Origin of the sequence: Paenarthrobacter sp. NPDC090517, assembly GCF_044769165.1 — a bacterium.
Lineage (GTDB): Bacteria > Actinomycetota > Actinomycetes > Actinomycetales > Micrococcaceae > Arthrobacter.
Window position 1 is genome coordinate 916,608 of record NZ_JBIVXN010000001.1, and the last position, 14,350, is coordinate 930,957.

11 protein-coding genes are annotated in these 14,350 nt (G+C 61.0%); 2 read left to right on the plus strand and 9 right to left on the minus strand.

Annotated elements, in window-relative coordinates:
* Positions 1–280: 280 nt before the first annotated feature.
* A complete protein-coding gene (locus ACIQTW_RS04215; RefSeq protein WP_402934041.1) occupies positions 281–712 on the minus strand; it encodes a hypothetical protein in 432 nt (143 codons plus the stop codon).
* A gap of 34 nt (positions 713–746) precedes the next feature.
* On the minus strand, positions 747–2,663 hold the full coding sequence (typA, locus tag ACIQTW_RS04220; RefSeq protein WP_089595701.1) for a translational GTPase TypA: 1,917 nt from the start codon (positions 2,661–2,663) through the stop codon (positions 747–749).
* Positions 2,664–2,823: 160 nt separating this feature from the next.
* Here typA and ACIQTW_RS04225 point away from each other — a divergent pair, with 160 nt between their 5' ends.
* On the plus strand, positions 2,824–3,819 hold the full coding sequence (locus tag ACIQTW_RS04225; protein WP_402936226.1) for an SGNH/GDSL hydrolase family protein: 996 nt from the start codon (positions 2,824–2,826) through the stop codon (positions 3,817–3,819).
* A gap of 152 nt (positions 3,820–3,971) precedes the next feature.
* Here ACIQTW_RS04225 and ACIQTW_RS04230 read toward each other — a convergent pair whose 3' ends face one another.
* From ACIQTW_RS04230 to ychF, 5 genes are all read right to left on the minus strand, one after another.
* Positions 3,972–5,681, minus strand: a complete 1,710-nt coding sequence (locus tag ACIQTW_RS04230) for a dipeptide ABC transporter ATP-binding protein (RefSeq protein ID WP_402934044.1) — start codon at positions 5,679–5,681, stop codon at positions 3,972–3,974.
* Between the two features lie 10 nt (positions 5,682–5,691).
* The gene (locus tag ACIQTW_RS04235; RefSeq protein WP_017200387.1) at positions 5,692–6,636 is read right to left on the minus strand and encodes an ABC transporter permease; all 945 of its coding nucleotides are present in this window, start codon (positions 6,634–6,636) and stop codon (positions 5,692–5,694) included.
* On the minus strand, positions 6,626–7,555 hold the full coding sequence (locus tag ACIQTW_RS04240; RefSeq protein ID WP_402934048.1) for an ABC transporter permease: 930 nt from the start codon (positions 7,553–7,555) through the stop codon (positions 6,626–6,628). Before ACIQTW_RS04240 ends, ACIQTW_RS04235 begins: the two co-directional genes overlap by 11 nt.
* Before the next feature lie 124 nt (positions 7,556–7,679).
* The gene (locus ACIQTW_RS04245) at positions 7,680–9,362 is read right to left on the minus strand and encodes an ABC transporter substrate-binding protein (RefSeq protein WP_402934051.1); all 1,683 of its coding nucleotides are present in this window, start codon (positions 9,360–9,362) and stop codon (positions 7,680–7,682) included.
* Positions 9,363–9,666: 304 nt separating this feature from the next.
* Positions 9,667–10,752, minus strand: coding sequence for a redox-regulated ATPase YchF (gene ychF / locus ACIQTW_RS04250; RefSeq protein ID WP_026005753.1), 1,086 nt, complete (start codon positions 10,750–10,752; stop codon positions 9,667–9,669).
* Between the two features lie 111 nt (positions 10,753–10,863).
* On the opposite strand from ychF, the gene rmuC reads away from it, so the two are divergent.
* The gene (rmuC, locus tag ACIQTW_RS04255) at positions 10,864–12,138 is read left to right on the plus strand and encodes a DNA recombination protein RmuC (protein ID WP_402934055.1); all 1,275 of its coding nucleotides are present in this window, start codon (positions 10,864–10,866) and stop codon (positions 12,136–12,138) included.
* Positions 12,139–12,227: 89 nt separating this feature from the next.
* On the opposite strand, the gene ACIQTW_RS04260 is transcribed toward rmuC, so the two are convergent.
* Both ACIQTW_RS04260 and ACIQTW_RS04265 read right to left on the minus strand, forming a co-directional pair.
* Positions 12,228–13,313: a 4-hydroxy-3-methylbut-2-enyl diphosphate reductase gene (locus ACIQTW_RS04260; RefSeq protein ID WP_402934058.1), complete on the minus strand. Its 1,086-nt coding sequence runs from the start codon at positions 13,311–13,313 to the stop codon at positions 12,228–12,230.
* Between the two features lie 50 nt (positions 13,314–13,363).
* Positions 13,364–14,227, minus strand: coding sequence for a hypothetical protein (locus ACIQTW_RS04265; RefSeq protein ID WP_402934061.1), 864 nt, complete (start codon positions 14,225–14,227; stop codon positions 13,364–13,366).
* Positions 14,228–14,350 lie beyond the last annotated feature (123 nt).

Sequence of the window (14,350 nt, forward strand, 5' to 3'; positions counted from 1 at the left end):
GGTAATACGGCCGGCATCATGCCGGGCACTCAACTTCCGAGCCTATTATCCAACAGTGCGCTGACGCCAACCTAGCCCGCGTCTTAGTATGAAACGGTGACTCCGCCGAACTTGCCGCCCCGCCAATTCCTCCTTGCCGCAGAACCAGGCATCCGGGTGGTGGTCCGTTACAGGATCGAGGACGGATTGACGGACGCCTTGGGCTATCTGGTGGGAACTACGGAGGGCTCCTGTACCGTCAGGACCCGTACGGCCGACGTCGAGATTCCATTGGCAATGGTTATCGCGGCGAAAGAGGTTCCACCGCCACCGCCGCGTCGGCAGTCCGTGCGCGTAGCGACGGACTGACAACCTGCCGGTTAACAACCACAAGCATGATTAACGTCACTACGCCGATGCCGAAGACCCACACGTTGCCCACGGGGTCGCCAAGAATCAACTGCTTGGCGGAGCCGGCTGACGACAGGACGCCGACGACGGCATAGCTCACCACGCCTGCCACCGCGGTCGGTATCACCGAGCGGGTCCATGCAGCGAGCCACAACTGCACGGACGCAAGCAGCAGCAAGGCCGCCGCCACGCCCCATGGGACCACGACTCCGGACCAGATTACGGTCTGCCTGTGCAGTACGGTGCCAGCCAGGGCAACGAAAGGAGCCGCCAGCACGGCCGTGGCAGCGCCACGAACCGAACCGGCGGCTCCCTTCTTCATTCAGCTGTTCCGAACTGGTTCAGGCCAGTTTGGACTAGGACTTGGCGCGGGCGCGGTTGGCCTTGGCGCGCTCGTTGGAGTCCAGGATGACCTTACGGATACGGATGGCATCCGGGGTTACCTCAACGCACTCGTCTTCACGGGCGAATTCGAGGGACTCTTCGAGGGTGAGATCGCGCGGCGGCGTCAGGTTTTCGAAGGTATCGGAGGAAGCGGCACGCATGTTGGTGAGCTTCTTTTCCTTGGTGATGTTGACGTCCATGTCATCAGCGCGGGAGTTCTCGCCAACAATCATGCCTTCGTAAACCTCGGAGGTGGGCTTCACGAAGAAGGAACCGCGCTCCTGCAGGTTAATCATGGCGAACGGAGTCACAACACCGGCGCGGTCGGCGATCATCGAACCGTTGGTACGGTACTCGATCGGTCCGGCCCACGGCTCGTAACCTTCGGAGATGGAGGCAGCGATACCGGCGCCACGGGTGTCCGTCAGGAACCGGGTACGGAAACCAATCAGGCCACGCGCAGGGACGATGAATTCCATGCGGCACCAGCCAGTGCCGTGGTTGGCCATGTTGGTCATGCGGCCCTTGCGGGCAGCCATGAGCTGTGTGACGGCGCCGAGGTATTCCTCGGGCACATCGATGGTCATGTGTTCCATCGGCTCGTGCAGCTTGCCGTCGATGGTCTTGGTGACAACCTGCGGCTTGCCCACGGTCAGCTCGAAGCCTTCGCGGCGCATCTGCTCAACGAGGATGGCCAGCGCGAGCTCGCCACGGCCCTGGACTTCCCAGGCGTCGGGACGCTCGGTGGGGAGGACCTTGATGGAGACGTTACCGATCAGTTCCTTGTCCAGGCGATCCTTGACTTGGCGGGCCGTGACCTTGGCACCCTTGACCTTGCCGGCCAGCGGCGACGTGTTGATACCGATGGTCATGGAGATCGCGGGATCGTCCACGGTGATCAGCGGCAGCGGCTGCGGGTTCTCGGCGTCGGTCAGGGTCTCACCAATGGTGATTTCCTCGATACCGGCGACGGCGACGATCTCGCCGGGACCTGCGGACTCGGCAGGAACACGGGTGAGCGCCTTGGTAGCGAGCAGTTCGGTGATCTTGACGTTCTTGAGTTCACCGTTTGCGCGTGCCCAGGCAACAGTCTGGCCCTTGCGGAGCGTGCCGTTGTAGATGCGGAGCAGTGCGAGGCGGCCAAGGAACGGCGATGCGTCCAGGTTGGTAACGTGTGCCTGCAGCACGCCGTCCGGGTTGTACGTCGGAGCGGGGATGTGCTCGATGATGGTCTTGAAGAGGGGCTCGAGGTCCTCGTTCTCCGGAGCCGAGCCGTTGGCCGGCTGGTCCAAGGAAGCACGGCCGACCTTGGCGGCTGCGTAGACGACGGGAACTTCGAGGACCTTGTCCAGGTCCAGGTCCGGAACTTCGTCGGCGAGGTCCGAAGCGAGGCCCAGGAGCAGGTCCATGGACTCGTGGACAACCTCGTCAATGCGGGCGTCAGGACGGTCGGTCTTGTTGACCAGGAGGATGACCGGGAGGTGCGCGGCAAGGGCCTTGCGGAGCACGAAGCGGGTCTGGGGCAGGGGGCCCTCTGAGGAGTCGACCAGCAGGACGACGCCGTCAACCATGGACAGGCCGCGCTCTACCTCGCCACCGAAGTCCGCGTGGCCGGGGGTGTCGATGACGTTGATGGTGATGGTCTCGCCGTTGGACGACGGGCCGTTGTAGGCAACCGTGGTGTTCTTCGCGAGGATGGTGATGCCCTTTTCGCGCTCCAGGTCACCGGAGTCCATGACACGGTCCTCAACCTCACCATGGGAAGCGAAGGAGTTGGTCTGCTTGAGCATGGCGTCGACCAAGGTGGTCTTACCGTGGTCAACGTGTGCGACGATCGCGACGTTGCGCAGATCGCTCCGCGACGCAGTGTTGGTGATGGTTTCAGACATGCGTTAATGACTCGTTTCAGTGGTGAAGTCAGCTGTTTGTATCCGCGCGCATACCTGATCGACTTGATCGGAACACACAGCGAAAAGACCCCGGGACACAGGGCACCTGCATCCAGTCTAAACGCAGTTGCATTTATGAGCCTAAAAAGCAAGCTATTCACTGGCGCAATGTGGCCCCGCTCACACCGCCGTGTTGTTACATAAACGCAAGTCCAGATGCTGGATTTTCCCTGCGCTGTGCACCATGATGGGCTGCAGAACCAGTGCCACGTGGAGAACAACGATGCGACAAGCTCCGGCAGTGTTCCGCATGCTCGCACCTTTGATCGCCATAGGCGTTCTATCGGTGGGCTGCGGACCAAGCCCAGCACCAATGACCGCCCCCTCTGGATCAACCGCGCCCGGGCCCGCGCAGACAGCGGCCGCAGACAAACCGCTCAGGATTGCGCCTGCCCCCAGCTCACTCAACTTACCCGTGGGCTCGCTATATAAGAACCCCGCGAACAACCGCAGCGAACTGGTTCTCGCCGACGTGCGCCACACCGCGGTACTCATTGGTGATTCCCAGTCAATGCCGAAGGATTCCTGGCCGCAACAGGGCATCGCAGCCATGGGCTACAAACTGCACGTAGTGGGCATGGGCGGTACCGGGTATGTGGCCACCAACGGGAAGACCGGCAACTACATCGATGCGTTACAGCGCGGCGACTGGGTGCTGCCCTTCGGCGACCCACCGCTGATCGTGATCCAGGGTGGCGGCAACGATGCCACCCAGCGAGCCACGGACGCCCAGATCACCAGCAACGCCGAGCGACTAATCGCAGCCCTGAAGAAACGCTACCCGGGCACCACCATGGCCATGATTGGAACGCTCGCCAGGGGCGTGAGCCACGGAGGCGGACGCCGAACTGAAATCGATGCCCTTCTAGGACGTATCGCCGCCAAGCACGGCATACCGTTCGTCAGCGCGGGCGACTGGCTCACCCGCTATAACGCAATCGGGGATCTCCAGGATGGCGTGCATTTGAAGCCGGCCGGGCATGCAAAGTTAGGCGCCGCACTGGCTCGCGAATTCACTTCGCTCGGCCTCACGGCCCGCCCGGACAGCGCTGGCTCCACACCGGAAGCTGTACCGGAAGCTGCACCTGAGCAGTAGAGCGCGTTGCGAGGCCCGCTCTGCGCGCTTCGCGAGCTTTATGACGTGCACAGCAGGCCTCACAACACGAAGTTAACGGCAAGAGCCGGTGGTTCCCTTCCCGGGGAACCACCGGCTCTTCTGCTAACCAACCGTCAAACGCTCGACGCCGGTCAGGCCACCGCGGGTGGCAACAGAAGCGAACCGCCCGGAATGGCATCCAGGAGTGCTTGGGTGTAGGTCTCGCGCGGGTTGTCGAAGACGTCATCCGTGCTGCCCGTCTCCACGAGCTTGCCCTTTTCCATGACGCAGACGTGATCCGCGATCTGACGGACCACCGCGAGGTCGTGCGTGATGAACAGGTACGTCAAGCCGAGGTTGTCCTGAAGGTCAGCCAGCAGGTTCAGCACCTGAGCTTGGACAAGGACGTCCAAAGCCGAGACCGCCTCATCGCAGATGATGACTTCCGGATCCAAGGCCAGAGCTCGGGCAATGGCGATGCGCTGCCGCTGGCCACCCGAAAGCTCGTTCGGGTACCGCTGCATCATGGACTGTGGCAGGGCTACCTGGTCCAGCAGCTCCCGGACCTTCTTTTCACGGCTGGCCGCATTGCCGATCTTGTGCACGCGCAGTGGCTCTTCAATGGTCCTGAAGATGTTGTACATCGGATCAAGCGAGCCATACGGGTCCTGGAAGATGGGCTGCACGCGGCGACGGAACTTGAAGAGTTCCTTGCCCTTTAGCCCTGCGGTATCCACGCCATCGAAAATGATCTGGCCCTCAGTCGGCTTTTCCAGCTGGAGAACCATTTTGGCGACAGTGGACTTGCCCGATCCGGACTCCCCCACGATCGCTGTTGTAGTGCCGCGCTTAACGGAGAAGCTGACATCGTCAACAGCAGCGAAATCGGAGGTCTGACCCAGCCCCTGGCGCAGTTTGTAGATTTTGCGCAGGTTCTTGATCTGGAGAACCTCGTCCTGGACGCGGCTTTGCGCTGCTGCCACAGGTGCCAGCAGGTCACCGGCATCCACGCCCTGCTCCTTAGCCACTTGAATGCGGCGCGAAGCGAGTGACGGTGCCGATTCCACCAGGCGGCGGGTGTACGGATGCTGGGGATTGCGGAGGAGCTCCAAGGAAGGACCCGCCTCAACAACATTGCCTTGGTACATGACAATGACTTTGTCAGCCCGCTCGGCAGCCAAGCCGAGGTCGTGCGTGATGAGCAGCACGGAAGTGCCAAGCTCAGTGGTCATCTTGTCCAAGTGGTCCAGGATCCGGCGCTGCACAGTCACGTCCAGCGCCGACGTGGGTTCGTCAGCAATCAGGAGCTTGGGCTGGCAGCTCAGGCCGATGGCGATCAGGGCGCGCTGACGCATGCCGCCTGAGAACTCGTGAGGATACTGCTTGGCACGTCGGGCAGCGTCCGGGAGGCCGGCTTCGGCAAGCACCCTTGCGACGTCGTCCGGGCCATCCGGCCGGCCGTTGGCTTTGAGCGTTTCACGAACCTGGTAGCCGATCTTCCACACCGGGTTCAGGTTGGACATCGGGTCCTGCGGAACCATGCCGATATGGCTGCCACGGAGCTCGATCATGCGCTTCTCCGAAGCGTGGGCGATGTCTTCGCCGTCGAGCAGTATCTGCCCGGCCGAGACGCGTCCGTTGTTGGGCAGCAAGCCGATGGCGGCTAGCGCCGTCGTCGACTTTCCTGAACCAGACTCACCCACGATGGCGACCGTTTCGCCCGGCATGATGGACAAGTGCGCGTTCTTTACCGCCTTGACCTCCCCGGATCCGGTCTTGAAGGTGATGGCCAGATCCTTGATTTCCAAGATGGGCCGTACCGGTGCTGTGGCTTCATCAATTCTGATGTTGGCAGAAGTCATGTTCGCCTCCTTAGCGCTGACGGCTCTTGGGATCAAGAGCATCGCGGACGGCGTCGCCAAGCATGATGAAGCTCAGGACGGTGATGGACAGGGCGGCTGCCGGGTAAAGCAGGATTCCCGGGTTGGTACGAATGGATGCATTGGCCGCGGAGATGTCGTTACCCCACGACATGACGCTGCCGGGCAAACCAACACCCAGGAAGGACAGGGTGGCTTCGAGGACGATGAAGACGCCCAATTCCAGGGTGGCAAGGACGATCACCGGCGCCAGGGCGTTCGGCAGCGCATGCTTAACCAAGGCGCCAAACTTGGAAACACCCAGTGATCGGGCCGCGGTCACGAAGTCCGCGTTTCGCACTTCGATGACCGCGCCTCTGGTGATGCGTGCCATTTGGGGCCACGCAAGCAGGGATATTGTCAGGACCACGGTCCAGACGCTTCTGTTCTCACGGAACAACGGGAGCTGCGTGATAACAAGGGCACCGAGGATGATCGGCAACGCGAAGAAGATATCGCCCAGGCGAGCCAGGACGGAATCCAACCAGCCGCCGTAGTATCCGGCCAGCGCACCCAACGTGACACCAATGATGACGACGGCAAGTACGGACAGGACACCGACGGAAAGCGAAGCCTGCGTACCGTGGATGACGCGGGAATAGACGTCGCAACCCTGCAGGGTGAATCCCAGCGGGTGGCCAGCTGTGGGCGCGCCCTCGGAGTTGGCCAACTGGCAGTCGTTGTTAGGTTCGACGCTGGTGAACAGCCCCGGGAACACGGCAACAATAACCAGGAGCAGGATCAGCAGCGAGGAGACGATGAACAGGGGGCGGCGGCGAAGCTTACGCCACGCATCAGCCCAGAGGCTCAGGGGCGCCTGATCTGTTTTGACAGCGTCAGTGGCCAGAAGCGGTGTCTCCTCGACGGGAGCCACAAAGTGTTCATTATTACTGGTCATAGCGGATCCTCGGGTCAAGCCAGGCGTACAGGAGGTCAACCAAGAGGTTGGTGATAACAAAAACCAGGACCAAGACGCTCACAATGGCGACGATGGTAGGTCCTTCGCTGCGCGCGATGGCCTGGAAGAGTTTGTTACCCACTCCGGGGACGTTGAAGATACCTTCGGTGACGATGGCGCCACCCATGAGACCGCCAAGGTTGGCGCCCAGGTAGGTCACCACCGGGATCAACGAGTTCCTGAGGATGTGGGCCATCACGACTCGCGGCCGGGAGAGTCCCTTTGCTGTCGCGGTGCGTACGTAGTCCGCGTTCATGTTCTCGCTGACAGAGGCACGAGTCAGGCGGAGTACGTAGGCGAAGGACACGAGTCCCAGCACGACGGCAGGGAGGATCAGGTTGCCCCAGTCGGCGTTGGCGCCCACGGTAGGTTTGGCCCAGCCAAGCTGGACACCGAACACAAGCTGGAAGACGAAGCCCAACACGAAGGTGGGAACTGCGATCACCAGGAGGGAAACAACCAGAACGGTGGAGTCGAAAAGTTTTCCCTTCTTCAGACCGGCGAAGACACCGAAAGCAATACCGAACACGGCCTGAATGATGAGGGCTTCAATGGCAAGCATTGCTGTGACAGGGAAAGCCCTCGCCAAGGAGTCCGCAATGGGCTGCTGGGTGAAGTCAACGCCAAGATTGAAGGTGAAAAGGTTCTTGATGAAGAGCCCGTATTGGACCCAGAAGGGCTGGTCCAGGTTGTACTGGGCCCGCAGGGCGTCGATGACGCTCTGCGGCGGCTGGCGATCTCCGAAGAGGGCCGCAATCGGGTCGCCGGGTAGTGCGAAGACCATGTAATAAACGAGGAGCGTGGTCCCCAGGAATACCGGGATGACCTGGAGGAGCCTACGGAAAATAAAGCGAACCACGGGTCACCCCTCTCCGGTGGTCGGGCGTTGGTGTGTCATGTGTGCCTTCCTGCCCAGCAAGCAAGGGGGGCCCGGCGCTTTGGCCGGACCCCCGCTGCCCTAAGGCAAGTTCAGATCCTGAGGACTACTTGGCCTCGATGTCGAAGTAACGGATGCCGCCGTTCCAGCCGGTTTCAGCTGAGACAACGTTGTTGCTCCAAACGATCGGGGTTGCCCGGTACCACAAGGGCAGGCCGGGGAGGTCCTTGAACAGGACCTCTTGTGCCTCGTTGAACTTCTTGTTGGCGTCTTCCGGAGTCTTGGCTGCAAGGCCTTCCTTGAGGAGCTTGTCGAAGTCGGGGTTCGAGTACTTCTCGTAGTTGGACGATGCATTGGTTGCCCATACAGGTCCGAGGAAGTTGTAGAGCGACGGGTAGTCACCCTGCCAGCCGGCGCGGGTCAGGCCCGGGAGGGACTGGGACTTGCGCAGGTCCAGGACTTCAGCGAACTTCGCGAACGGCTGGATTTCAGCCTGGATGCCGAGGTTGTTCTTGAAACCGTTGGCAACGGCGTCGATCCATTCCTTGTTGCCACCATCGGTGTTGGAGGCGATGAGGAGCGGCTTGGAACCGTCGTAAGGCTTGATCTTCTCAGCCTGGGCCCAGAGATCCTTAGCCTTCTGGGCGTCGAACTTCAAAACTTCGCTACCGGGGATGGCGTCGTTGTAGCCGTCGAGCACGGGAGCCGTGAACTCGGTGGCCGGGGTACGCGTGCCGTTGAAGATGACCTTGGTGATCTCTTCGCGGTTGATGGCGTGGGACAGAGCCTGGCGACGCAGCAGACCGGCTTCACCCTGGAAGTTCGGGTTGTAGCCGGGGATGTTCAGCGTTGCGTTGTTGGCGTTCGGACGCGTGGAGTTACGGTCCTGGAAGTCCGTGGTGTAAGTCTTCAAAGCGTTCGAGGGAACAACGTCAGTGATGTCGAGGTTGTCGGCCTGGAGATCCGTGTATGCGGGGCCCGGATCCGTGTAGAACTTGAAGGTCACGCCACCGTTCTTGGCAGCACGCGGGCCGGTGTAGTCAGCGTTCTTGACCAGGGAGATGGACTGGTCGTGTACCCAGGCACCTTCCTTCTCGAACTTGTACGGGCCGTTGCCGATCGGGTTCTCGCCGAACTTCTTCGGGTCCTTCAGAGCTTCGGAAGGCAGCGGGTAGAAGGCGGAGTAACCAAGGCGCAGCGACCAGTCAGCTTCAGGCTGAGCAAGCTTGACCGTGATGGTCTGGTCGTCAGTCGCGGCCAGGCCGGACATGGTCTGGGCCGTAGGAGCCGGCGTCGAGGTCTTCTTGCCGTCGGCGCTGGTGGTCTCAGTGACGGCGCTGACGTCGGCGTATCCTTCGATGGATTCGAAGAAGAAGCCATTGTTCTGGAGGTTGGTGCTCAGTGCGGCGAAGTTCCAGGAATCAACGAACGTCTTGGCCGTGATGGCCTCACCGTTGGTGAACTTGGCGCCGGGCTTGACCTTGATAGTCCAGTTCTGTGAATCGGTGGTTTCGATCGACTCCGCCAGCGCGTTGACGGGCTTGCCGTCCGAGTCGTAGGCACGAAGGCCTTCAAACAGCAGCTCGACGACGCGGCCACCGTACACCTCATTGGTGTTGGCAGGGAGCAGCGGGTTCTGCGGTTCGTTGCTGTATGCGGAAATGACCTTGTTCGGGTCAGTTGCGGCTGAGCTGTTCGTATTGCTGCCGCCACCGCCGCCGCAACCGGTCACTGCGAGGGCGATGATCGCCGCTACGCCTAGAGCTTTGGAAGTGCGCGAGAAACGCATTCCGCCTCCTATGAGTCGTGGAGTTGAGCAGGGGAAATTCGTGATTTCCCCCAGGCACAGGCACAGTTTCCTACTGTGACGTTGCCTACATGTGTGTGTAAGCCTACCCACATTGCGTCCGGATGTTGGGACATGCTGGCCAAACTGTAACCGTTCCGCAACCTCCACATGCCTAAACTGGCGCGGATTTCAAGTCAAACGTTACTCAGTGGTAGCATTCGCTGTCTGACAGCAGGACAGGAGTAATTTTGGCGCAGAAAAGGGCCCCGGTTCTGTTGAACCAAGGCCCTTCAAAATTCGTGCTCTAGACGTTGAAGCGGAACTCCACCACGTCGCCGTCGGCCATCACGTACTCTTTGCCTTCGATGCGGACCTTGCCGCGGGACTTTGCCTCGGCCATGGACCCGGCGTCGATGAGGTCGTCGAAGGAGACAACCTCGGCCTTGATGAAGCCGCGCTGGAAATCAGAGTGGATCACGCCGGCAGCCTGCGGTGCGGTATCGCCCTGCCGAATGGTCCAGGCGCGGGTTTCCTTGGGACCGGCCGTGAGGTAGGTCTGCAGGCCAAGGGTGTGGAAACCAACGCGCGCCAGCTGATCCAGGCCGGATTCGCTCTGGCCGTTCATTTCCAGCATTTCGCGGGCTTCTTCCTCATCCAGCTCAACGAGGTCGGCTTCGAGCTTGGCGTCAAGGAATACGGCATCTGCTGGAGCAACCAGGGCACGCAACTCGTCCTGCTTTTCCTGGTCGCCAAGAATGCCTTCATCGGCGTTGAAGACGTAGATGAACGGCTTGGCAGTGAGAAGTCCGAGCTCCTTGAGGTGCCCCATCTCCAGCTTGTCGCTCTTGATCGAGGAGAAGATGGTGTCGCCGCGTTCCAGAACCGCCTGGGCAGCCTTGATGGCGGCGAGTTCGGCTGCTTCGCGCTTCTTGATCTTGACTTCTTTTTCGATACGCGGGATCGCGTTTTCGATGGTCTGAAGGTCTGCCAGGATCAGCTCGGTGTTGATGGTCTCCATGTCGGAGCGCGGATCAACCTTGCCGTCGACGTGGATGACGTCGGGATCGTCAAACACACGAACGACCTGCGCGATGGCCTCTGCCTCGCGGATATTGGCAAGGAACTTGTTGCCCAGGCCTTCGCCCTCGGAGGCACCCTTCACGATGCCGGCGATGTCCACGAAGGACACAGGAGCGGGAAGCAACTTCTGCGAACCGAAGATCTCCGCCAGCTTCGCCAGTCGGGGGTCAGGGAGGTTGACCACTCCGACGTTCGGTTCAATCGTTGCGAACGGATAGTTCGCAGCGAGCACCTGATTACGGGTCAGTGCGTTGAAAAGAGTTGATTTGCCGACGTTGGGCAGTCCGACGATGCCAATAGTAAGAGCCACGAGCATTGATTCTACCCGTTGGAGCCGTGTCCGCGGTTGTTCACTCCCCCAATCCGTGCCTGCAGCTGCAGCTTCGCTAAAACTGTCGTACCCCTATGACAGGGTTGCCACATGGATGGATTTGGATTGGTATTGGCCCTGCTCATGCTGCTGATTGGCGCTGCGGTCGGCCTCGCGGCCGGCTATGTCGTCTTCCGACGCCGGGGCGCTGGCCTGGAAGAAGACTTCGACGCCGTTTCGTCACGGCTTTCGGAGGTGACGGCACAGCTGGCAGCGGCCGACGCCGAACGCCGGCTTTTGTTTACACAGAACCGTGAGCTGAACGCAGCAAGGAATTCTGATGGCAGCGTCCTGCGTGCGCTCGCTCCCGTGGCGGAGAAGCTGACGGCGGTCCAGCAACAGGTTTCGCTTCTCGAACGGGACAGGGTGGAGCAGTACGGGCAACTCGCCCAACAATTACAGGATGCGCGTTCGTCCGATGAGCAGCTCTTGCGGTCAACCCATGCCTTGGCCTCAGCGCTCCGTTCCAACAGCGCCCGCGGCCAGTGGGGCGAGGTTCAGCTGCGCAGAGTGGTGGAGGCCTCGGGGATGCTCCGACACGTGGATTTCCATGAGCAGGTTCATTCCGGACGTAGCGACAACACGCTTCGGCCCGACCTGGTGGTTCAGCTTCCCGGCGGTAAGCAACTGGTGGTGGATGCCAAGGTGCCACTGGCTTCCTACCTCGCCGCGCAGGAACAGCTCCATGGCGACGGCTCATTCGGCGAGTCGGTGGGACCAACTGTCAACCATGATTCCAAGACACTGCTGGCTCAGCATGCAAAGGCGCTCAAGGCCCACATCGACGCTTTGGCAGCCAAGAAATACTGGGATATCCCGGGGAACTCGCCCGAGCTGGTGATCTGCTTCCTTCCGGCGGAATCCATTCTGGCGTCAGCCCTTGAAGCCGATCCGGCCTTGCTTGAACATGCCTTGTCCAGGAACGTGGTTCTGGCGTCGCCCGGGACATTGCTGGCTGTCCTCAAGTCGGTTGCCTTCACGTGGCGACAGGACGTCCTCACGGACAGTGCCCACGAACTCTTCGAGCTCGCCAAGCAACTGTACGAGCGAATGGGCACACTGGGCGAGAACGTCGGCAAGCTGGGAAGCTCACTGAAGACATCCGTGGATCGCTACAACGCCATGGTGGGGACGTTGGAGGCTCGGGTACTTCCGACCGCACGCAAGCTCAACACCATGGACGATGCTGGTCTTGCCGCTCCCATGTCCGTGGAGGCTGTCCCCCGCGCCTTGGCAGCCCCGGAACTGCTGGCCGTCGACACCCCAGGGCACCAGGCCTCAACGAGTCACAACGAGGTCAGCGACGATCAAGAGTCAGCTGCGTAGGCGTAAGTGCTCGCTTAACGAACTGGCCCGCCGTGGAAGCCTTCCGAAGGAAGGCGACCACGGCGGGCCAGTTTTGTAAGAAGTCAGAGCTAGGAGGTGGAGCGATTTCCGCGGCCGCCAAGTGCACGTGTCACGTCGCCGGCCTTCTTCAAGGTAGCCCGCAGTTCCTTGGGAAGTGAGAAGAGCAGGTCTTCCTCTGCTGTCACCACTTCCTGAACTTCGCCGTAGCCGTAATCGGCCAGGAGTCGCAGAACATCCTTGACGAGCACCTCGGGAACAGAAGCTCCCGATGTCACACCTACAGTGGCGACGCCCTCGAACCAGGACTCGTCCACTTCGTTGGCGAAGTCCACACGGTACGAACTCTTGGCACCATATTCGAGGGCTACCTCAACCAGGCGCACGGAGTTCGAAGAGTTGGCCGAGCCCACAACGATCACGAGGTCAGCCTGTGGGGCGATCTTCTTGATGGCCACCTGACGGTTGGTGGTGGCATAGCAGATGTCATCGCTGGGCGGATCCTGCAGCGTGGGGAACCGGTCCTTGAGGAGGCGAACCGTCTCCATCGTTTCGTCCACACTGAGCGTGGTCTGCGAAAGCCAAATGGTCTTCTCCGGATCCCGGACGGTGACCTTATCTACCTCGTGCGGGCCGTTGATGATCTGGATATGCTCCGGGGCCTCACCGGCGGTTCCTTCGACTTCCTCATGGCCCTCGTGGCCGATGAGCAGGATGTCGTAGTCTTCCTTGGCGAAGCGCACAGCTTCCTTGTGGACCTTAGTCACCAGAGGGCACGTTGCGTCGATGGTTCGCAATCCACGGTCCTCGGCCGATTGGACCACTGCAGGAGAAACACCGTGTGCCGAGAAGATGACCAGGGCACCTTCGGGGACCTCGTCGGTCTCCTCGACGAAGATGGCTCCTTGTTCCTCCAGGGAGCTGACCACATGCACATTATGAACGATCTGCTTCCGCACATAAACGGGAGGGCCGTAGTGCTCCAAGGCCTTCTCCACAGCGATAACAGCCCGGTCCACGCCGGCGCAATAGCCCCGAGGAGCCGCCAACAGAACCTTCTTGGGACCCGTGATGGGCGCCGCCGCCTGCACCTCTTCCGGAGACCGGCGTCTACGGGGCACCGCGGGCATAGGAATGGAAACTGCTGTGCTGGTCATTCCTCCATGCTACCGGGCCGGACTTTGCCTCCTTGCTATCGGGCCGGACTTTAGCTGCTGGCCGAACGTGACCCTCGTCGCCCTGACACAACGGAAGCTATGACGCCGGCCACAAAGACTCCACCGGACGCCACCGCTGCTATGAAGATCCATTCCCCGAAGCCTGTCCTGGCTGCCGTGAGGAACTCCTGCTTGAACAGCTCAGCCACGCCGTTTGCGCTGGACAGATTGCCAATCACTCCCCCGCCGAGGTCCGCCCCGGCTGTCCAGAGAGCTGCAAGGGCCAAGCCCCCCAATCCGAGGAAAACCAATACCAGGGATCGCCGGCGCGCCGCTACAAGCGCCAGGAGCACGGATATCACGGCACCGAGCGCGGCTACCCACCACAAGGGTGCGAATGCCGCCACCCGCTCCACCAGTTGGCGGTGGGAGGGCTCCCCCAGGGAGACCAAACTTTCCGCAGGAACATCAACACGGATCCGGGTGGCCTCGGCGAAATGATCACGAATGAGCCGAACCAGAGGGCTGATATCAAGGACCAGGGCAGTGGTGGTGACGGCCTCCTCAGGTTGGTTCGCCGCGCCGAAGTTCAACCTGTGGCTGTTGCGTACTGTCTCTTCCCACGCTTGAGGGTAGTCGCTCCACGATTGCATGCCCGACGCAGCGCTGCGGAGTGCATCGGCCGCCAAGGACTGAATGGGTCCCGGAAGATCCACCGAGGACTCGAAGGTTCCAAGAGCGGACGTAATCAGGCGGTTTTGGAATTCCGGATCGTTGCCCAGTTCACCTGCTATGCGGACAAAGCCCTCTTCTTTGACGATGTTCCGGTCAACCCACGCCGTTGGAAAGGCGACAGCTGTAAGGACTAAGGCGAGGATCACTCCCAATGCTGAAACAAAAGTACGCAAGGTCATCCTCAGGCTCGGGGGCTATGGCACCATCCTAGGTCTGTCCACATGGCAGCAAAAATGTCGGAGGCGTCGCCCAAGCTATGGATAGAGTTGGAAGGCTGGTTGGCAACCACAGCCGGCACCCCT